Origin of the sequence: Myxococcus hansupus (assembly GCF_000280925.3) — a bacterium.
Taxonomy (GTDB): Bacteria; Myxococcota; Myxococcia; order Myxococcales; family Myxococcaceae; genus Myxococcus; species Myxococcus hansupus.
This window is the reverse complement of sequence record NZ_CP012109.1, coordinates 192,672-211,593: the sequence shown is the minus strand read 5'-3', so window position 1 is coordinate 211,593 and position 18,922 is coordinate 192,672. Positions and strand designations below refer to the sequence as shown.

The following is an 18,922-nucleotide window of genomic DNA, read 5'->3' as shown; positions in this document are numbered from 1 at the left end:
CCGGGCCCGGAGAGGGGGATGCGCTTGCGCCCCTTCCGGACCCGGATTGCATTGACGATTACTTGCTGGCCGGGACGATGGACTCGCCCGTGATGACCGTCGTGCGCGCGGTGCTCTGCATGTCGATGCGGTTGAAGTTGAGGTACGGGTAGTTCGACGGGCCCGAGACCTCCTCCTGCATCACGATTTCGTCAGCCTCGACAGTCTGACCATTCGCGAGGCGGACCGCCTGCTGCTGGAGAGTGTAGCGCCAGAAGCAGGCGCTGTTGTAGGTCGCGCCACCGAAGCCACCAGAGGGGCGGCACGGCATGTTGCAGTAATTGCAGTTGAGATAGCCGTTGTTGCGGCAGACGGTGCGACACTGTTCGAGCGTCTGCCCGATCGGGCGGCAGCTCGGCGTCCGGCCCGGGGTGGGAATCATGACGCCCACCGCGCCCACTTCACCACTCCGGACACCGCCGATGGCGGCCACGAGCCGACCACTGCGGTACGCCAGCACCGAGTAGGTCGTCTCCTCACCAGAGCCCGTGAACGTCGCGGAGTACGCGGTCAAATCGGGGCGCGACTCGACCGAGGAGGTGCTCACCGGGGCACTTTCGGCATAGGCGGTGAACTGCTGGCGTTGGGCGCCATCGGTTTGGGCTTCGAAGTTCCAGGCGGCCGCTGGTGGCGTGTGTATGGCAACGCCACTCTTGCCCGAGGTGTCTGGGTTATCGATTTGGACGCCCTGCTGCGTACGGCTGACCTTGGCCGCCCCCACGCCACAGTGCTGCAACCCCGCGAACTCCACACAGGCCTGCGCCTGCGCCTCGCCGAGCGGAAGCGCGAGCGAGAACACGGCGGCCCAAAGAGCGGACTTCATCTGACGAAACGGACGCATGGGTGACTCCAGACAACCCAGGGGAAATCCCTGGGCGCCCAAAGCCACACTTCAACCACCATGCCACGTCTGTCATTCGTTCTATGACGCAGCGCGGACTGTGGCAAGAATTGCCACAACCCACGCCGTTGCTGTGGCAATCATTGCTACAGAAAGAGTCCAGGATCGAACTCATCCACGTTGACGGGGAGCATGCGCGGCAGCGGCCGGTTGAAGACGCGGGCGTTCAGCTCCAAATCCAGAATCGTGAGTCCGGATGGGACGAGCTCGCGGAAGCGCTGGCTGACGTACTCGCGCAGGCCCAGCACCGCCACCTGCCGCTTCTCCTCCAGCATGGGCTTGAGGGCGTCCGCGAAGTCCGCGCCGTCGTGGCTGGCGAGCACCACCGCCGCGCCGGGGCGCTGGGTGCGGATGTTCTCCAGCAGCTTCAGGATGCCCAGGTCCACCACCTTCTGGTCCGGACGGCCGTAGAGCAGCGCCACCTCGCAGCCCGCGGACTTGAGCGCGCGCACGAAGCCAATCATGACGTCGGGCAGTTGCTCGCCGCGCGCGTTGAGCACCACGACGCAGCGCACCGGGGCCGGGAAGTTCGTTTCGCAGAAGGAGACGAGCCGGTCGAACTGGACGCGGTCCTGGGACTCGGGCTTGCGTCCCACCACGTTGGAGACAGCCCAGTCGATGTTCTCTGCGTCGATGAGTACGTAGGAGGCTGCGGGGGGGCGTCCGGAGAGCATGGCCGCCAGGATACGCGGGAGCGCCCGTCGCTGGGGGACTTCCCTTCAGTCCCCCACTTCGCCCACATGCGTCAGAAGCGGTCCTGTCCTGTCGCGGACGGCATGGGCGCCAGCGCGGAGAGGCCGCCGGAGTCCGCGAGGGGCGGCTGGAGCGGCAACACCACCGTGAAGCGGGAGCCCCGGCCGAACTCGCTCTCCACGGACACGCGGCCGCCGTGGCCCTCCACCAGGCTCTTCACGATGGCCAGGCCCAACCCCGCCCCACCGTGCTCGCGCGTGGAGCTGCCATCCACCTGGTAGAAGCTCTGGAAGATGTTCTCGAACTGGTCCTCGCGGATGCCCATGCCCGTGTCCTCCACGGTCAATCGGTAGCCCCGCTCGCCCAGCTCCGGCTGCGCGACGGCCTCCGACATCACCACCGACACCCGGCCTCCGGACGAGGTGAACTTCACCGCGTTGGCGAGCAGGTTCACCACCACCTGCCGAAGCTTGTCCGCGTCCGCCGTGAGGCGCGGCTGCGCCAGCGGTGGCAGGCGAACCTCCAGCTCCACGCCCTTGCGCTGCGCCTGCGGCGCCACGCTGGACACCGCCGTCTGGATGACGCTGCTCAGGTCCACCGGGCCAATCACCAACCGCAGCCGGCCGGCTTCAATCTGGCTCAGGTCCAGGATGGAGGAGATGAGGTTGAGCAGCGATTCGCCCTTCTCCACGATGGTCCGGACATAGAGCAGTTGCTCCGGATTGAGCGCACCGGCCAGCCCCTCGGCCAGCATCTCCGAGTAGCCGATGATGGACGCCAGCGGCGTGCGCAGCTCGTGGCTCACCGTGCCCAGGAAGGTGGACTTGAGCCGGTCCAGCTCCTTGAGGCGGGTGTTCGCCTGCGCCAGCCGCGCGTTGTTGGCCTCCAGGTCGCGGTGCGTCTCCAACATCGCCTCGATGTGGAGCTGCGTGGCCAGGAAGGCCCGCTGTCCGCTGGCCACCAGCGACGCGAGCACCTGCCCGAAGTGCACCAGCACCTGCGCGGCCGTGCGCTCGGGCGCGCGCCGCACGCGGCCCACCAGTTCGTGCGCGCGCGACAGGTCCACGCCCGCGATGTCCGTGAGCGAGGGTGGGAAGTCCACCAGCTCTTCCGGCGTGAAGGGCCCCAGGATGACGCGCCCCAGCTTGTCGCCTTCCCAGCGCACCGGCATCACCAGGTAGCGCAGGCCGGTGAAGCACGGCAGCGCGATGATGCCCGCCTCCTCCGCGCCGTCGCCGCGCGCGGGGCGAGCGCCCTGGATGGCCGCCACGGGCCCATCCTTCACACGGGCCACGGTGGCGGTGCAGCGCTGACGCCCCTCCGGGAAGCCGAACACGTACGAGCAGAAGTCGCCGTGCCCCACCTTCACGTCCGCGAGCTTGTCGCCCGCGGTGTCCAGCACCTTGATGCCCACGCGGTACAGCTCGCTGAAGCTGCGCACCACCTCCGTGAAGGAAGGCAGGTCCAGCATGTCCGCCAGCGACAGCCGCCGCTGGAGCACCGACTCCCGGCGCGAGGTGCCCACGCCGTCCGGCGTCGCGCCGCTCATCGCCCGCCTCCACTGCGTGCTTCATCCGCCGCGCGGCCATACAGGGCCGCCAGCGCCGTGCCGGTGAGGTCCATGCGCCGGAATATCTGGCCCAGGAACTCCTCCTCCGTCAGGCCCAGGTTGCGGGCCAGGTGGGCGCGCAGGTCCAGCCGGCGGTAGGCGGCCTGCGCCACGGCGTGGAAGGTCTCCAGCACCCCCTCGCCCTTCAGCGCCACCGCGCCCACCACCGCTTCGCCGCCGCGGCGGCGCGACTCCTCGATTTCAGCGTCCGTGCGCGCGTCCGGCAGGTCCTTCTTGTTGAACTGGATGACCACCGGGACCTGGGCGGGGTCCAGGCTGTTCTCCTTCATGTTCTCCTGGAGATTGCGCCAGTAGGCGTTGTTGTCCGCCGTGGCGGTGCGCCGGCTGTCCGCGATGAAGACCACCGCGTCCGCGCCCTGCAGCACGATGCGGCGGGTCGCGTTGTGGATGACCTGGCCTGGCACGGTGAAGAGCTTCACCTTCACCTTGAAGCCAGTGGACGTGGAGAAGAAGACGGGCAGCAGGTCGAAGAAGAGCGTGCGGTCGTCGTGGGTCTCCACCGTGAGCAACCGGCCGCGGACCTCGGGCGACGCCTTCGCATGAAGATGGCGCAGATTCGTCGTCTTCCCGCTGAGGCCGGGCCCGTAGTAGACGATCTTGAGCGTCAGCTCTCGCTGGGCGTGGTTGAGTTGCAAGGTGGGGGCTCTGGCTGACGACGGTCGGGGAGCGGAGTTTGACTCCTTGGCGCCCGACTTCGGGTTTTTATAGTGGGAAGCTGTCCGGCACGGAAGGCCGACCGGGTGGCAGGCGTGGAAGCGACGCTCATCCCTGGAATGGGCTGCGCACATGGCCCGTTTGACGGAATCCGGCTCCTCACCAAGGGGTAGGAGGCCGTCTCCTCACAAATGGGACAATGTGCGCGGAATGACTGCGTGCACCGGTGCCGCGGGAGCGGTTAGGATCGCAACTCGACGGAGGAGCAAGGCGATGACGATGAAGCAGGTGGACGCAGGCGTGGAGGTGGCCCCAGCACCGGTCCTGGATGTGGCCGGCCTCCCCAACGACCTGATGGCGGCAGTGAAGTTCGGCCTGCCCACCGACGAGGACATGACGGCGGTGGCGGCCCTGCGCGCCAACTCGGAGCCCTGGAAGACCCGGGGTGAGACGCAGGAAGACAGCCTCAAGGCCCTCGCGCAGCTCAAGCCCTTCATCCACGTGGCGAAGCTGCAGAACCAGCTTGTCGGCTATGTCACGGTCGAGCGTGACGGCCCGGTGCCGGGCGCCGCCTACCTGCGCAACATCGTGGTGAAGCCCGAGCTGCGCCGCAAGGGCCTGGGCAACGTCCTGCTGGAGCAGGCCCTCAAGGCCGCCCGGGACATGTACCGCAAGACGATTGCCCTCCGGGTGGACCCGTCCAACTCGCCCGCGGTGAGCTTCTACCGGAAGGAAGGCTTCACCACGGTGGCCACGGTGGTCTCCAAGAAGTCCGGGAAGCTCCGCCTCCTGATGTCCCGCGAGCTGTAGGCCGCGTGTCCCGTTGTACCCGGGCGGGAGGTTCCTCTCCCGCCCGCCGCTCCGAGCGGGCCCACTGGGTCCCGGAGCTCCCCCCTCCCCGCATTTCGCGTCGCCCCCGGTGCCGGCCTCCGCCAGGCGCGGAGGATTCCCGCATGCCCGGAAGCAAGAGACCTCTCCCGGACAAGGGGTGGCCGCATTCGGAGCAATGTCGTCTATCCTGGGCTCCCCCGCGCCCGCGCAACGTCCGCGGACTGAGCCGACATCCCGCATGAAATCGCTCGCAGAATTGTTGCGGCACCTGTCGCGTCCGGGTGTCACCGAGTTGACCCTGGCCACCGGCCGCCCGCCGATGATCCGTGGAAGCAACGGCTATGAGCCGGTGGACCCCACCGCCGCGACGGCCGAGGACGTCACCCGCGCGCTCCAGGCCATGGTGGGCGTGGCGCGGGCCTCCACCGTGACGGAGACGCCGGTGCAGTGGTCCGTGAACGCCACGGGGTTGGGCGCGCTCTCCATCGCCGCCATGCGCCGCGGGGACCTCGTCCACCTGCGCCTCAGCCGCGCGGCGGACGGCGCTGCCGCGGCCCAGGCCGCCCCCCAGGCGCCCGCCGCCGCGGCAGCAAGGCCCGCCGCGCCCGCCGCGGCAGCTCCAGCAGCGCGTGCAACCGTGGCCGCGCCAGCACCGGCGGCAGCACCCCAGGCGTACCGCGCTCCCGAGCCCGCCGCGTACCGGGCGCCAGAACCGGCCGCGCCCCAGGCGTACCGCGCCCCCGAACCCGCCGCGCCCCAGGCGTACCGCGCGCCCGAGCCCGTACGCGCGCCCGAGCCCGCGCCGAGCCGTCCGGTGGCCGCGCCCGCGCGGACCTTCACGGGCGCGGGGCGTGAGCTGGCGATGCTGCTGGAGGAAGGCCGCCGGGGCATGGCCAGCGACGTCCACGTCATCGCCGAGCGCCCGCCCCTCTTCCGCTTCGCGGGAGACCTGGTGGCCCAGGGCCCGGTGCTGGACGCGGCGACGGTGGAGCGGCTGCTCTTGCCCATCATCCCGGAGCGGCTGCGGCCGGTGCTGGAGCGCGACGGAAGCTGCGACTTCTCCATGGAGACGCCGGAGATGGGGCGCTTCCGCATCAACGTGGGCCGCCAGCGCACCGGCCTCAAGGGCACCTTCCGGTTGATTGCCCGGGAAGTGCCCACGCTGGAGTCGCTGGGCCTGCCCGCGGACATCGCCAAGGCCACACATCACCACCAGGGCCTCATCGTCATCACCGGCCCCTCCGGCCACGGCAAGACGAGCACGCTGGCGGCGCTGGTGGACCTCATCAACCGCGAGACGTCCCACCACGTGCTCACCGTGGAGGACCCGGTGGAGTTCGTCCACCCGCGCAAGCGCGCGCTCATCAGTCAGCGCGAGGTGGGCTCGCACACCCAGACGTTCGCCAGCGCGCTCAAGGGCAGCCTGCGCGAGGACCCGGACGTCATCGTGGTGGGCGAGCTGCGCGACACGGAGACGGTGCGCATGGCGCTGTCCGCCGCCGAAACGGGTCACCTGCTCATCAGCACCATGAACACGCCGAGCGCGGCGAAGACCATCGACCGGCTCATCGACCTCTTCCCTCCGGGCGACCAGCAGCAGGTGCGCCTGTCGCTGTCCAGCGGCCTGCGGCTCATCGTCAGCCAGCGGCTGATGGCGGGCGCGGACGGCAAGGGCCTGGTGGCCGCGGCGGAGGTGCTGCCGGGCTCGGTGTCCCTGGGCAACCTCATCCGCGACAACAAGACGTACCAGATTCCCTCGCTCCAGCAGCGCGGCAAGAGCCTGGGCATCGTTCGCTTCGAGGACTCGCTGGCGGACCTGGTGCGCTCCGGACGGGTGAAACTGGAGGTCGCCAAGGGCTTCGCGGACAACCCGGACGAGCTGGAGGCGGTGGTGACGGGCAAGCGTCCCGGTGCCGCCGTGGCCGCGCCGGAGACGCAGCAGGAGAGCGCGCGGCTCCTGAGCAAGATGGGCTCCCTGATGGGAAGGAAGGGCTCCTGAGATGACGACGCCCCGTCTGGCTGTCCTGTTCGACGCGCTGCTGGAGCAGAAGGGCAGCGACCTGCACCTGGGCATTGGCTACCCGCCCCTGGGCCGCATCCGCGGCGAGCTGGTCCCCTTGCGCGAGCAGCCCCTCACCGCGCCGGAGATGCAGGCGCTGCTCTTCGAAATCTGCTCGCCGGAGCAGCAGCGGCAGATTGTCGAGGACCTGGACCTGGACTTCGCCTACAGCTACGGGACGAAGGCCCGCTTCCGCGCCAACTACTTCAACAAGATGACGGGCCTGGCCGCCGTCTTCCGCACCATCCCCAGCAAGGTGTTGTCGCTGGAGGATCTGAAGACGCCGGAGGTGGTGCGCAAGCTGGCGGAGCGCCGCAGCGGACTGGTGCTCGTCACCGGCCCCACGGGCAGCGGCAAGTCCACCACGCTGGCCGCGATGATCAACTACATCAACAAGACGCGTCCCGCGCACGTGCTCACCATCGAGGACCCGGTGGAGTTCGTGCACGAGTCCATGAAGGCGCAGGTGACGCACCGGGAAGTAGGACCGCATGCGTCCAGCTTCGCCGCGGCCATCCGCTCGGCGGGCCGCGAGGACCCCAACGTCATCCTCATTGGCGAGCTGCGCACCAACGAGACGATGAAGCTGGCGCTCCAGCTCGCGAGCTTCGGCGTGTTGGTGTTCGCCACGGTGCACACCAACAGCGCCCCGGCCACCATCGACCGCATCATCAACGCCTTCCCCGCCGACGAGCAGCAGCAGGTGCGCGGCATGCTGGCGGAGAGCCTGGCGGGCATCGTCGCGCAGCAGCTCATCAAGACGGCGGATGGCAAGGGCCGCGTGGCCGCGCTGGAAATCCTGGTGGGCGGGCCCGCCATCGCGTCCATGATTCGCGAAGGCAAGGTGTTCCAGATTGCCTCGAAGATGCAGGCGGGCCAGGCGCAGGGCATGCAGACGCTGGACATGCACCTGGAGCGGATGGTGAAGGACAACGTGATTACGCCCGAAGCCGCGCTGGAGAAGGCCCAGGACAAGGAGAACATGGCCAAGGTCATCTCGCGCATGAAGCCGGACTGGCAGGTGCCGGAGTCCTTGAAGTCGGTGGGCTAGCGCGGCGGCGGTCGGGAACCCTCAAGAAACGGAGCGTGGAGATGAAGAAGCCGGCGGTGGGTAGCGTGGGCTGGATGGACCTCACGGTGAAGGACGCCGAGTCGGTGAGGGACTTCTACAAGGACGTGGTGGGCTGGTCCGCCACCGGCCTGGACATGGGCGGCTACGAGGACTTCGTCATGATGCCGCCGGGCGGCGGCGACACGCCCGCTGGGGGCATCTGCCACGCGCGCGGGAAGAACGCGGACGTCCCTCCCGGGTGGATGATCTACATCACCGTGGCGGACCTGGAGCAGAGCCTGGAGCGCGTCACCGCCATGGGCGGGAAGTTGCGCGGGACGATTCGCGGCTCCGCCACGACGGGCCGCTTCTGCTTCATCGAGGACCCGTCCGGCACGGTGTGCGGGCTCTACCAGTCAGGGAGCGACTGACGGGCCGCATGCTCCACCCCGCGCGGCTTCCGGGTGTCGGACCTGGGTGGTAGACCCGCTCCGTCATGGATGAAGCGCGGGGAGGACCCGACAGACGCAAGGAGCGCGGTCCAAAGCGGCCCCGGAAGGTGTCCCCCACCTACCTGGAGAACGCGGCGCTTCACTACCTGAAGCGTTACGCGGCGACGAAGAGCCAGTTGCAGCGCGTGCTCTTGCGCCGGGTGGACCGCTCGCTCAAGTTCCACGGCGGTGAGCGCGGCGAGGCGCTCGCCTGGGTGGAGGCGCTGGTCGCGAAGCTGGTCCGCAACGGCCTGCTCAACGACGAGGCCTACGCGCAGATGAAGGCGAACTCGCTGCGCGCCTCGGGCCGCAGCACGCGCGTGATTGCCCAGAAGCTGCGGATGAAGGGCGTCCCCGCGGAGGTCGTCGCCCAGAAGGTCGCCGACGCCACGAACGAGGTCTCCGAGGAAGAGGCCGCGCGCATCTGGGCGCGGAAGAAGCGGCTGGGGCCCTTCCGCACGCAACCCGGCACCCGGGAGGAGAATCGGAAGCGGGACCTCGCCGCGCTGGCCCGAGCGGGCTTCTCCTTCGGCATCGCGAAGAAGGTCATCGACTCGAGCCCGGCCTGAAACGGCCCGGCCCGAGTCCACGGTGGCCCGCGCGACGGGCGCGGGCCACCGGTGAAACTCACGCCTAGTTGTCGGTGGCGTCTTCGATCTTGTCCCCGGCCTCCTCGGCCGTGTCCTCAATCTTGTCGCCCGCCTCTTCCGCGGCGTCCTTCGTCTTGTCCACGGCGCGCTCGGCGTCGTTCTCCGCGCTGTCCCGCGTGTTGCGGTGGCAACCCGTGCCCACCACGAGAACGCCCAGCGCCGCGGCCATCAGCATGTTCTTCAGCATTCGGTCACCCCTTCCTGAAAGTGCGCTGGAAGATAGGCACGGCCGCCTGCCTGCCAAGGACGCTTTGAATTCAAATCATCAAAAGGCGCACATGAAGTCAGGCCCGCACGTGCCCTGGACGCCCTCGCAGACGCAGTTCCAGTCCCCACCACAGCGCATCGCCCCGCAGACGGAGCCGCCGCCCCCCGGGTTCCCACCACCGCCCGGGTTCCCACCGCCCGTGGAGTACTCGCAAAAGCCGTTGGCGCCGCACACGGCGATCTCCGCCTCCGGGCAGGCATCCGTGCAATGCCAGTCGAAGGCGCAGCGAGCCGCGGAACAGAAGAGGAGGCTCTCCGTCGCGGGCTCACGGGACACCTGCTCCTCGGACGGAGGCGCGGCAAGCGCCACGGTGGAGGCGAGGCTCAGGACGACGGCGACAATCCAGGACGATGACGTTGACTTGAACGACATGGGCAGGCCCTCTCTGGGTATGCGCGGGGCCGGCCCCCTGGGCCCGAACCCCACACGAAGGGTGCGAGCGTACCACTCTCGCAGCCTCACCCCACCCTGCCAGCCTCGCCGGTTATCGCGCCCGGTACGCCTTCATGTGGGCATCACTGGCGTCGTGACGCCGAAGCGCCGCGCCGCCCGTGGGGACCTGCACCGGGGCGTCCGCCCACTCCGACAGCCGGCCCAGCAGGAAGCTGCGCTGCGGCTCCGGCAGCGCGCCCAGCGTGCCGTAGAAGCCGATGCTGTCGTCGGCGATGACGCGGTAGGCGTCGTTGCCCGGCGTGGTGCTGAAGGCGCTCGCGGCCCAGGGGCTCAAGTCGCCGTAGACGAGCAACACCCGCTTCGCCTCGAAGCGCGTCCACGACTCCACCAGTCCCATGGACCACGGCTCGTACGTCTTGCGCACACCCCCTGGAGGGAAACGCGTGGGGATGTGCTCCCCCGCGTAGCGCAGCAGCGGCCGCAGGTGCACCTCCGGGTAGCCGGGGCCGCCGAGCTGCGTGGCGCCCTGGTAGTAGAGCGGCGCCGACGCCTCCAGGGCCTGGTCGGAGAAGGTGAACTCCATCATGGAGACGTAGCTGAAGAAGCCGAACAGCGCCTCCGCGCTCCCCTCCGGCGAGGGCAGCGCATCACACGTCCCGGCCGCGCCGTAGAACTGCCAGAAGACGAAGGGCGCCTCGATGATGCCGAACTCGAGAGCGCGGTCCTTCCCCAGCACGCCGAAGGTGAAGCCCTGGGCGTCATAGCCATTCATCAGGGGCAGCAGCTCGTCGCGCCGGGTCAGCGCGGCGTACTGGAGCGACGCGAGCTGCTGGCGGCACGCCGCGTCTCCCACCTTCGTGAGGACGTAGCGCCCGTGGCGCGCGTCGTGGAGCCCCCGGTTGTGGTGCGCCGCGTACGTCACCGTGGCGTGGACGTCGTTGGGGAAGAAGAAGCGATGCGCCAGGGCCGCGGTGCCGCCCTTGAAGACGCCCGTGGACAGCCAGCGTTCACCGTAGAGCGGCTTGAAGACCTCGACGAGCCGGTGCGCATCCGCCGCGGACTGCCACACCGTCAGCTTCCGCCAGTCCAGGGCGCCGGCCGGCCGCGAGGTGCCGAAGAAGCGGTGCTCCACCGTGAGCTGGTTGCCCTGAATCAGGTCGGTGGGCTCGGCGGGGACGGGCTCCGCGTAGATGGTGGAGCCCTCGGTGTCGAGCACCATGGGCGCATCCACCGAGCGGTGCATCAGCGTCACGCGCTGCGGGAAGCGCGGGCCCCAGGGACGCAGGTGGTCCACGGGCTGCTCGAAGTCCATCGTGAAGAAGCGGAACCCGTTGGCCTCGACCTCGCTCAGGAGGGTGAGCCCGTCGATGGCCTCCAGCCGGGTGCGGATGTCCGCGCTCGACAGGTCCACGGACACCTGCGCGGGCGCGGTCCCCTGCTCCAGGGAACGCATGCCCTCCGTCGTCGAGCCACCACAGGCGAGCAACCATGCGCCGAGCAGGCCGCCCACCGCGAGCCCCGCTCCGTTCCGCTTCAGCCCGCTGCGCATGGTGTCTTCCCTTCGATGCCCGCCGAACCCCGCGAAGATAGCAGGACCGGGGCCGCACCACCTGCCTCCATACCAGGGTGGCACAACGGGCGGTGACTGGGACTATTTCCAGAAACGATGCCCGTGATGCGTCACTGTTGTTCGAGCAGGCCTTCGCGAATCACGGAGAAGACCGCCTGCCCACACCGGCCCTGCATGTCGGCGGAGGCACGCGCCACCCGGACGACATAGCGCACACCGTCCAGGGTCAGCTCGGCCGGCTCTCCGGGCAGCGACGTCACGGTGGCCCCTGGGCCGGACGCGCGGTTCGCGGGCGTCACGCGGAGCTGGACGTCCAACGCATGCGTCCCTTCCGCCAGCCGGCAGCCCACGCTCTCCCACGCGAAGCGCAGCTCCGGAACGAGCCCCTCGGGAAGCAGCACGTCGCCTCGAATGGTGGTGGGAGCGCTCGGCACCGTGAGCAGCAGCAGCCGGCCCTGCGCGTCCCGCAGCGTGTCCCCGGTCAGCAGCGCGGGAATCTCACCATCCTCCTTCGTCGGACACGACGCGGGCTCGCGGTGGCTCGCCCACTGCACGGCCTGTCCCGTCAGGTCGGCCAGCACGTCTGGCGCCTGGAAGGTGTAGCTCACACCCCCACGCACCGTCCCCTCTTCGTACTCCAGCACCGAGGCCCACCGGTCCTGGTGCCGGTACGCCCCGCGCAACTGCCGGGCGACGGTGAAGCGGCGCTCCAGACGCGTGTCCACGCGCTGGTGCACGACCTCCTCGGGCTCCTCCTTGAACGCAACATCCACCTGGGATGAACGCCAGAGCGAGACACAGGTGCCTCGCTTTTCGAGCCCTCGCAGGAAGTGGTCGCCTTCGGAGGCCGGCTCGGAGCACCGCGTCTGGCAGCCCATCATCGCCGCGAGCCAGAGCCCCACGGCACCGTGTGCCCATCTCGTGCGCCCCGGGCGTCGCCGAATGCTCATGGGCATTCAGCGTACAGCGTCGTGCCATCCGGAGACACGTGGAAGTCCTCGCCCTCCACCTGGCCTCGCGAGCGCAACCGCTCGCGCTTGCGCTCCACCGTCAGGCGCCGCGCCGCGTCGGGAGGCTCCGCGTGGGGCACGCGCGGTTGGAAGCGCGCCGGTCCGCCCTTGTCATCCGGGGCGTACTTCGCCAGCAGCGCGCGGTGGGTGCCGTCATCCGCGTCGCCGTCCTCCAGGAAGTCGAGCTCCACCGCGCCCCACTCGTTCACATCGCAGTCGCACGAGCCGCACCCGGGAAAGCCACACCCCATGAAGCCACTCCGGCAGGAGACGCACTTGCTCTTGGGCGAGCTTCCACAGGCCGCGCACGTGTTGCTCCCGAAGGAGTACGTGTGTCCGCCTGGACCACTCACCCCGAGCATCTGGTAGCGGTAGTTCATCACGCTGGCGTGCACCACGCTGGTCTGCCCCGGCACGTCGTTGCCGTTGTGGTCCAGCGCCAGGTTGTGTCCCAGCTCGTGAACGAAGGTGCCGCGCTGCTCCAGGATGCTCGGGCTGCTCCAGCACCCCAGGCTGACGATGAGGTCGTTTCCCAGCACCTCGGCCTTGCCGGACGAGCACGACGTGCTGCTGCCCTGGCGATAGGCCCACACCGCATAGTGGAAGTAGCGCCGCCGCTCCGGGCTCCCAGACGAGAAAGCGCTCTGCTTGAGCGAATAGAAGTCCACGCCTCCGCTGCACGCGCCGAAGCACACGACTTCGTGCCAGGGCAGCGGGTTGTCGACGAACACGTGGAGGCGCACGCCCGCATCCCGGGCGAACACCGCCGCCGCGTCCGCCGCCAGCCCGGCGTAGGGCTTCCGCGTGAGGTACGGGTTGGTGGGGTGCTCCATCCAATCGACTTCGACGTAGAGGTCCCTCTGCGTGGGGCTGCCCCACTCGGAGAAGGAGAAGCCGTCGTTGCCGAACAGCTCCAGCGCGTCCGGTATCCCGTCGCCATCCGAGTCCGCGTTGTTCGGGCTCAATCCCACCAGCGGCTCCAAGGCGTTGGAGAGGCCGTCCTTGTCCTTGTCGTTGTCGCTGAAGATGGTGGACCAGAGTTCCTCGTCGTGGACGAAGCTGGCCGTGCCGGTGCTTCCGGGAAAGCGGCCCACCACCACGCGCTGGGCGCCCGCGTTCTGCGTGCTCGACGCGACGACCAGTGGGTAGGACTTCGGACCGCTGTCGTCGTCGTGCTGCAGGTACTCCGCGTTGGAGCGCATGAGGAAGACGAGGTGGTCCCCTGCCCCGGGCGTCGTGGACGTGGCCCGGAAGGTGTCCTTCGCATTCCAGGCAAAGCTCAGCGGCACGCCTCCGAAGGGCTGATTGCTCAAGAGCAGCACGCCGTTGCGGTACAGGCTGGCGGTGCCGCCACGGCCTTCCGCGTACGCGCGCACCCAGACGCGATAGAGCCCCGAGTCTGGCGCGGTGAACGTGACACACGAGCGCGCGGCGCCCGAGCAGTCATCGCCCATGGCCACCTGACTCCACACGCCGGCTCGGTCCCGGAGGACGTGCAGGACGGTGTCGGGCGCGGTGCCCGTCAAATCTCGCGTCTCGAACGTGTACGTCTGGCCCGCGTCCAGCCACGTGCTCAACCAGATGAAGCTGCCCCAGTCGCGCGACGCCACGTAGTGCGGACCAGCCAGCACCCACGCGGGCGCGAGCCACACCAGCGCGACGAGACCTTTCATCCATGACGTCATCACCGCTCCTCCTTCTGGAAGAAGGCTTCCTTGAAGGCGTCGTGCTGACGCGCCTGCTCCTCGGGCGAGAGCGTCCGCCACTTCTCCCGTTCCCGTTCGAGCGCCCGGCGGTAGCGTGCGTCCACGTCTTTCGCACGAGCGTCCGCGGCGGATGGCTCGGGCGGCGTGGCGAGCTTCGCGGCGACGTTCAACGCCGCCAGGTAGCGCCGCTCTCGCTCCGCGCGCGTTTGAGGTGTGGCCTCCATGAAGGCGCGTTCCGTCCGGGCAACCAGCGCCGCCAGGTCGTCCACCCGCTCCTCGCGAAGCACGGCGAGTTCGTCGGGGGTCAGGGGTATCAATGCCCGCGCGGCGAACTGCTCCCAGTCTGGAGAGGTGGTTCGAGGACCCGCGACCTGCACGGTTCCACTCGGCGCATCCTTCGCGGGCTCGGCGTGGAAGCGCGGCGCGGCGATGGACTCCTTGGGTGGCGTGACATGTGCCACTGAAGGGGTCGCGGTGTCTCGGCTCAGCGCCCACTTCGGCACGAGCAGCGATGCACCGGCGCCCACCATCACGATGCCCAGCACCACTCCCGCGATGTCCCCTTGTGCGCGCATGCGTTTCCCCCGCTCGCACGCAGCTCTAACGCCAATCATGGGGAGACGGCAACCCGGCCGAACCCCTGGCACTGGACGATGACCCGGCCCTGGAGACGCATGGGGCCGTGCGCGACACCTGGAGTGTCTCGGGTCCGATTCCCGCCACCTCCACTGCTTTGCTCAGCGGTGACAGGTGACTGGCCATAGCGCCCACTGCTGGAAGACGAGCGTTGGGCGCGCGTCCTCTCACTTCCTCAAGGGCATCCCCTGCGCATTGCCCTCCAAGAGGCGGGCCTTCTCGGCGAGCATCTCGTTCTTCAGCATCAACTCGCCCACCATCGCCTTCAGGCGCAGCACCTCATCGTCTGTCGGCTCCGGTTCGCGACGCTTGAGGTTGGCCTCGGCCCCAGCCACGAACATCTCCCGCCACTCGCTCAGCACCGCCGCGGCGACGCCCAGCTCCCGTGACAGCGCGCCAGGCTCCTCGCCCTTGAGCACCCGGAGCACCGCTTCCTTCTTTTGCATCGTCGAGAACCGACCACGCTCCGCCGTCAACTCCTGCGGCTGGGCACTCCGCTTTTGGCGCCTCATCAAGGCGACGATTGCCCACACGATGGCGGCAACCACAATCACGGGTGACACAACGATGCTGACCAGCAGGAAAATCTCAGCGATTTTCAGTCCCATTCCCTTGAAGCCTATCTCGACAGGGGACAGGTTGGCGTCAACGTGGGCGCCCCCCTGCGTTTCCGACCGTGGGGTGGTAGCAATGGCGCGGGCCTCCTGCGGTCTGGAACGCTCTCTCCCAACCGCATGAAGCTTGAGGCGAGACGTTCGTTCACCGTGTGACGGAGGCGCGAAGGGTGTCGCGTTGGCGATACCTTCGGCCCGTTCCCGTGACTGCGGGCCCGGAGAACAGCGTAGCCAGGGCGTGTGTCTCTACCGCGCTTCGTGAATCGGCGCGCCTGGGCCGTGGCACTGGCGCTCATGACCTCCGGCTGTGCCACGTCGCGAGGGCGTGAGCGAGTCCATGGTGAAGTGGACTACTGCGTCCCAGCGCAGGTGGCCCGCGACGTGGACGGCGAGTCGCTCGACGTGAGGGCGCCCATCGCCACCACCCCCAGGCTCGCGCAACGGTTCTCCCGCCAGGACCTGCTCCTGGCCCACGCGGTGGGCGCCCTCGAGGACTTGGACACCCTCACGGCGCCAGACTCCGGACTGGACGAGGATGCGCGACAGGCGCTGCTGTTGAGAATCGAATCGCGGCTCCTCCTGTTCTCGACGACCCTGTCGAGCGTGTCGGCGGAGCTGGACTGCGAGGCCACGCGGACGGGGCGGATGGCGACCCTGCTCCAATCCAAGGAGTCGCGCCGGCAGAACCTGCTCACGGTGTCGTCCATCGTCGTCGGTGCGCTGACGACCACCGTCACCGCCATCTCCAAGAATGACCGCGCCAACGACATCATCGACATCTCCGGTGGCGCTGCCAGCGCGGGGCTGGGACTGGCCGCGCTCTTCTGGTCTCCCTCGCTGCGCTTCACGCACCCGAGAAACCTGCTCGCCGACGTCTGGTGGCAGCCGGAGCACTCCCAGAGCTTCCCGCCCTCGCTCTGGTTCGTCCTGCGCCACAAGGACTTCAGCAACGAACGGCGCCACTCCATCCTCCACAACGTCCGCACGCGGTGGGTTGACTCTGGCTACGTCGAAGACCCGGTGGGAGATGCTCCGTACTTCGGCACGGGTGGCCGTTACACGTTGGACGAACTCCAGACACGGGCCCAGATGCTGGGAGAACTCCAGGCCGCCGTGCGTCTCATCCACCAGGACCTCCAATCCCTGTTGACGCGGATTGTCTCGGCCACCGCGCCCACGAATCGGCGGGATAGAGGCCCTGTTGAGGGTGAAGGCTGAAACGAAGGGGCCGCTGACGGGGCCCGCCGAACGATGCTCCTGGCCGGTGGACACACCGCGTGAACCCCTCTGGGGTGAAACCGGGCAAGGTCCACCGGCGGCACCACGGGGTGCCCAGGCAGGCCTGAGCCCGCTTCGCAGGGAATGTTTGCTGTCCCACATGGCGTCCGTGCCAGTCTGGCCGGATGAACCGCGTCCTCCTGCTGGCCGGACTGTTGAGCCTCGTTGCGTGCAAGGGCTCCATCGAGCCAAACACCAACGACGGCGGCACCAACAACCCAGGGGAGCCAGGAGAGAACCTTGGCGCCGCGTGCGTGGTGCAGTCGGTGCTTGCCGAGCGCTGCGCAAGCTGTCACGGCGCGATGCCGACCCAAGGGGCGACGATGCCGCTGCGCACCCTGCACGACATGCGGGTGAGTTCGGTGATGGATGGGAGTCTCAGTAACGCCCAGCGCGCGCTCATCCGCATGCGCGACGACGCGTCTCCGATGCCGCCGGCCTCGCATGAGCGCGCGAGCGCAGCCGAGCTCGCCGCGCTCGAGACCTGGATTGGAGAGGGGATGCCCCTCTGCAATGGCACGGGCGGCCCGTCCGTGACCGTGGTGCCCGAGCCCAACCTGCTCGATCAGTCCGTGCTCTTCAGTTGCACCGAAGGCGTGCGCTCGGATGCGCCGACGCGCATCCGCCGCTTGAACCGGCGCGAGTTCACCCGCAACGTCGGTGGCTCGGTCGAACGAAGCTGGACCGGGTTCAGCTTCTACGACAACCCGCTCGATCCCAGCGCCATCGAGCAATACAGCTCCTGGGCCACGGACGAGACGCTGGACGAGGCCACGGTGGAGCTCTTCCTGCCGGTGGTCGGCGCGGCCGCCTCGCCGTGGACGATGAACTACCCGGATGGCAACCGGATGGAGCGTGTCTACACCGACAGACGCTTCGGCTGCATGTTCAACGACGCGAACCCGAGCGACACCTGCAAGCGCTTCCACCTGGGCCAGATGCTCGAGTTCGGCGTCTTCTTCCGCCCGCCCACCGAGGATGAGCTCACGCGCCTCACCGACTTCGCGACCACGGTCATCGCGCAGGAGCCGAGCCACTCCCCACGAAACCGCGCGGACTCCATCACGCGGATCTCCAACGCCGCGTGGATGATGACCGGCGCCCTGTTCCGCCGCGAGATGGGCGCCGAGCCGTCCGACGGTCGCGTGGAGCTGAGCAGCCTCGAGCTGGGCTCGCAGCTCGCCTACGCGCTGGCGGGGCGCGCACCCTCGGCGACGCCGAGCTTCGTGTGGCCGCACTACTCCGCGCCCCTCGAAGGGCACCTGGCGGACGTGGCGACCGCCGCGAAGGATGGCTCGCTCAAGCAGGATGCGGCGACCACCGCCCTGATTGAGAAGTACCTGGGCGGCGTCGACGCCCACCAGAACGGGACCCCGCGCTTCGATCTGGTGCAGGACTACAACGAGACGCAGCGCTCCAAGCGCGGGCAGTACTGGCTGGGTGACGGCGTGGCAGGCTTCTTCCGCGAGTGGCTCGGCTACGCGCACGTGGCCGCGGTGTTCAAGGAGTCCCCGGCCGCGACCTCGCGCTTCGAACTCGAGGGGCTCGGCTACATCAGCTCGGTCTCGTACGACAACCTGCTCACCAACTTCCATCCGCTGGAGCCGACCTTCATCCAGCAGTTCGACGACCTGATTGCGCGGGTGGTCGTCGAGGACCGGGACGTGCTGGCGAACCTGCTCACCACGCGCACCTTCTACGTGCCCTCCATGCAGCAGGCGGCGTACGACTCGCACAGGGGCCTCTCGCACCCCTACAACGTCAGCGAGATTCTCCCGGCGACCGTCGAGGGCCGCTGGAAGACGCTGCCTGCCACCGAGCGCGCGGGCGTGCTGACCCACCCGGTGTGGCTGGCCGCGCACGGCGGCAACTTCGAGGACGATCCGTCCATCGTCCACCGCGGCAAATGGGTGCGCGAGAACCTCCTGTGCGGCTTCGTCCCACCGCTCAGCAGCGTGCAGGTGGCAGCCCAGGTTGGCGCTCACGCCGCCGACAAGAACGCGCGCCGCCGACTGCAGGAGGCGACGGCCGGGTCACAGTGTCAGGGCTGCCACCGCTTGATGGAGCCGCTCGGATTCCCCTTCGAGATCTACAACCACGCGGGCTTCCTGCGCGCGCGGGATCGCTCGCCCACCGGAGGCTGGACCACGCCGGACGGAAGCTCGACGCTCACGTCGATGCCGGAACCCGGGCTGAACGGCCCGGTGCGCGACGCGGTGGAGTTGAGCGAGCGACTGGCGACCTCGCGGCACGTGAAACGCTGCTTCATGCGACAGACCTTCCGCTACTTCATGGGCCGCCCGGAGAACCCGAGCGACGCCTGTACGCTGACGCAGATGGAGCGGGCCTATGATGAGAACAATGGCTCGTTCTCCAAGATGCTGACCACGCTGATGACCAGCGACACCTGGAAGACGCGGCGTGTGCCGCAGGCTGGAGAGTGACTGC

General features: G+C 68.8%; 18 protein-coding genes. 7 read left to right on the top strand and 11 right to left on the bottom strand.

The features are described 5' to 3' along the window. Positions 1 to 58 precede the first annotated feature (58 nt). The 4 genes from A176_RS00900 to A176_RS00885 all read right to left on the bottom strand — a co-directional run bounded on the left by A176_RS00900 (position 59) and on the right by A176_RS00885 (position 3,898). Positions 59 to 880 carry a hypothetical protein gene (locus A176_RS00900; protein WP_002633375.1) on the bottom strand — a complete coding sequence of 274 codons (822 nt, stop codon included), beginning with the start codon at positions 878 to 880 and terminating at the stop codon, positions 59 to 61. Positions 881 to 1,026: 146 nt separating this feature from the next. Further along, on the bottom strand, positions 1,027 to 1,614 hold the full coding sequence (locus tag A176_RS00895; RefSeq protein ID WP_002633376.1) for an NYN domain-containing protein: 588 nt from the start codon (positions 1,612 to 1,614) through the stop codon (positions 1,027 to 1,029). A gap of 71 nt (positions 1,615 to 1,685) precedes the next feature. Continuing rightward, positions 1,686 to 3,182, bottom strand: coding sequence for a sensor histidine kinase (locus tag A176_RS00890; RefSeq protein WP_002633377.1), 1,497 nt, complete (start codon positions 3,180 to 3,182; stop codon positions 1,686 to 1,688). Continuing rightward, on the bottom strand, positions 3,179 to 3,898 hold the full coding sequence (locus tag A176_RS00885) for a GTP-binding protein (protein ID WP_002633378.1): 720 nt from the start codon (positions 3,896 to 3,898) through the stop codon (positions 3,179 to 3,181). Before A176_RS00885 ends, A176_RS00890 begins: the two co-directional genes overlap by 4 nt. A 292-nt stretch (positions 3,899 to 4,190) precedes the next feature. On the opposite strand from A176_RS00885, the gene A176_RS00880 reads away from it, so the two are divergent. The 5 genes from A176_RS00880 (at position 4,191) to A176_RS00860 (ending at position 8,918) form a co-directional block, all read left to right on the top strand. Further along, positions 4,191 to 4,727 (top strand): GNAT family N-acetyltransferase, encoded by a 537-nt coding sequence (locus A176_RS00880; protein WP_002633379.1) that lies wholly within the window; start codon positions 4,191 to 4,193, stop codon positions 4,725 to 4,727. A 259-nt stretch (positions 4,728 to 4,986) separates the two neighbouring features. Beyond that, complete coding sequence (locus A176_RS00875; RefSeq protein ID WP_002633380.1) at positions 4,987 to 6,747, top strand: type IV pilus twitching motility protein PilT; 1,761 nt, start codon at positions 4,987 to 4,989, stop codon at positions 6,745 to 6,747. 1 nt (position 6,748) lies between these two features. Next, positions 6,749 to 7,858, top strand: a complete 1,110-nt coding sequence (locus tag A176_RS00870; protein ID WP_002633381.1) for a type IV pilus twitching motility protein PilT — start codon at positions 6,749 to 6,751, stop codon at positions 7,856 to 7,858. A 41-nt stretch (positions 7,859 to 7,899) separates the two neighbouring features. Beyond that, positions 7,900 to 8,289: a VOC family protein gene (locus A176_RS00865; protein WP_002633382.1), complete on the top strand. Its 390-nt coding sequence runs from the start codon at positions 7,900 to 7,902 to the stop codon at positions 8,287 to 8,289. A gap of 65 nt (positions 8,290 to 8,354) precedes the next feature. Continuing rightward, on the top strand, positions 8,355 to 8,918 hold the full coding sequence (locus A176_RS00860; RefSeq protein ID WP_044890540.1) for a regulatory protein RecX: 564 nt from the start codon (positions 8,355 to 8,357) through the stop codon (positions 8,916 to 8,918). A gap of 64 nt (positions 8,919 to 8,982) precedes the next feature. On the opposite strand, the gene A176_RS00855 is transcribed toward A176_RS00860, so the two are convergent. From A176_RS00855 to A176_RS37725, 7 genes are all read right to left on the bottom strand, one after another. After that, positions 8,983 to 9,186, bottom strand: a complete 204-nt coding sequence (locus tag A176_RS00855; protein ID WP_002633384.1) for a hypothetical protein — start codon at positions 9,184 to 9,186, stop codon at positions 8,983 to 8,985. A gap of 78 nt (positions 9,187 to 9,264) precedes the next feature. Beyond that, entirely contained in the window at positions 9,265 to 9,639 is a 375-nt protein-coding gene (locus A176_RS00850; RefSeq protein WP_002633385.1) for a hypothetical protein, read from the bottom strand. 112 nt (positions 9,640 to 9,751) lie between these two features. Then, a complete protein-coding gene (locus A176_RS00845; protein WP_002633386.1) occupies positions 9,752 to 11,209 on the bottom strand; it encodes a S28 family serine protease in 1,458 nt (485 codons plus the stop codon). A gap of 131 nt (positions 11,210 to 11,340) precedes the next feature. Then, positions 11,341 to 12,180: a hypothetical protein gene (locus tag A176_RS00840; RefSeq protein WP_226994134.1), complete on the bottom strand. Its 840-nt coding sequence runs from the start codon at positions 12,178 to 12,180 to the stop codon at positions 11,341 to 11,343. Then, positions 12,177 to 13,913 carry a hypothetical protein gene (locus A176_RS00835; RefSeq protein WP_226994133.1) on the bottom strand — a complete coding sequence of 579 codons (1,737 nt, stop codon included), beginning with the start codon at positions 13,911 to 13,913 and terminating at the stop codon, positions 12,177 to 12,179. The genes A176_RS00840 and A176_RS00835 overlap by 4 nt, the downstream gene beginning before the upstream one ends. Positions 13,914 to 13,924: 11 nt before the next feature. Next, positions 13,925 to 14,521 (bottom strand): hypothetical protein, encoded by a 597-nt coding sequence (locus A176_RS00830; RefSeq protein ID WP_002633389.1) that lies wholly within the window; start codon positions 14,519 to 14,521, stop codon positions 13,925 to 13,927. Between the two features lie 228 nt (positions 14,522 to 14,749). Continuing rightward, complete coding sequence (locus A176_RS37725) at positions 14,750 to 15,190, bottom strand: transposase (RefSeq protein WP_144429481.1); 441 nt, start codon at positions 15,188 to 15,190, stop codon at positions 14,750 to 14,752. Between the two features lie 300 nt (positions 15,191 to 15,490). Here A176_RS37725 and A176_RS00820 point away from each other — a divergent pair, with 300 nt between their 5' ends. Continuing rightward, positions 15,491 to 16,414, top strand: a complete 924-nt coding sequence (locus A176_RS00820) for a hypothetical protein (RefSeq protein ID WP_002640908.1) — start codon at positions 15,491 to 15,493, stop codon at positions 16,412 to 16,414. 185 nt (positions 16,415 to 16,599) lie between these two features. After that, entirely contained in the window at positions 16,600 to 18,918 is a 2,319-nt protein-coding gene (locus A176_RS00815) for a DUF1588 domain-containing protein (RefSeq protein WP_002640907.1), read from the top strand. Positions 18,919 to 18,922 lie beyond the last annotated feature (4 nt).

Coding starts and splice junctions, on each gene's coding strand:
- A176_RS00875 (WP_002633380.1), top strand. CDS start 4,987: ATGAAATCGCTCGCAGAATTGTTGCGGCACCTGTCGCGTCCGGGTGTC.
- A176_RS00855 (WP_002633384.1), bottom strand. CDS start 9,186: ATGCTGAAGAACATGCTGATGGCCGCGGCGCTGGGCGTTCTCGTGGTG.
- A176_RS00900 (WP_002633375.1), bottom strand. CDS start 880: ATGCGTCCGTTTCGTCAGATGAAGTCCGCTCTTTGGGCCGCCGTGTTC.
- A176_RS00870 (WP_002633381.1), top strand. CDS start 6,749: ATGACGACGCCCCGTCTGGCTGTCCTGTTCGACGCGCTGCTGGAGCAG.
- A176_RS37725 (WP_144429481.1), bottom strand. CDS start 15,190: ATGGGACTGAAAATCGCTGAGATTTTCCTGCTGGTCAGCATCGTTGTG.
- A176_RS00840 (WP_226994134.1), bottom strand. CDS start 12,180: ATGAGCATTCGGCGACGCCCGGGGCGCACGAGATGGGCACACGGTGCC.
- A176_RS00860 (WP_044890540.1), top strand. CDS start 8,355: ATGGATGAAGCGCGGGGAGGACCCGACAGACGCAAGGAGCGCGGTCCA.
- A176_RS00850 (WP_002633385.1), bottom strand. CDS start 9,639: ATGTCGTTCAAGTCAACGTCATCGTCCTGGATTGTCGCCGTCGTCCTG.
- A176_RS00845 (WP_002633386.1), bottom strand. CDS start 11,209: ATGCGCAGCGGGCTGAAGCGGAACGGAGCGGGGCTCGCGGTGGGCGGC.
- A176_RS00835 (WP_226994133.1), bottom strand. CDS start 13,913: ATGAAAGGTCTCGTCGCGCTGGTGTGGCTCGCGCCCGCGTGGGTGCTG.
- A176_RS00890 (WP_002633377.1), bottom strand. CDS start 3,182: ATGAGCGGCGCGACGCCGGACGGCGTGGGCACCTCGCGCCGGGAGTCG.
- A176_RS00865 (WP_002633382.1), top strand. CDS start 7,900: ATGAAGAAGCCGGCGGTGGGTAGCGTGGGCTGGATGGACCTCACGGTG.
- A176_RS00880 (WP_002633379.1), top strand. CDS start 4,191: ATGACGATGAAGCAGGTGGACGCAGGCGTGGAGGTGGCCCCAGCACCG.
- A176_RS00895 (WP_002633376.1), bottom strand. CDS start 1,614: ATGCTCTCCGGACGCCCCCCCGCAGCCTCCTACGTACTCATCGACGCA.
- A176_RS00830 (WP_002633389.1), bottom strand. CDS start 14,521: ATGCGCGCACAAGGGGACATCGCGGGAGTGGTGCTGGGCATCGTGATG.
- A176_RS00815 (WP_002640907.1), top strand. CDS start 16,600: ATGAACCGCGTCCTCCTGCTGGCCGGACTGTTGAGCCTCGTTGCGTGC.
- A176_RS00820 (WP_002640908.1), top strand. CDS start 15,491: ATGACCTCCGGCTGTGCCACGTCGCGAGGGCGTGAGCGAGTCCATGGT.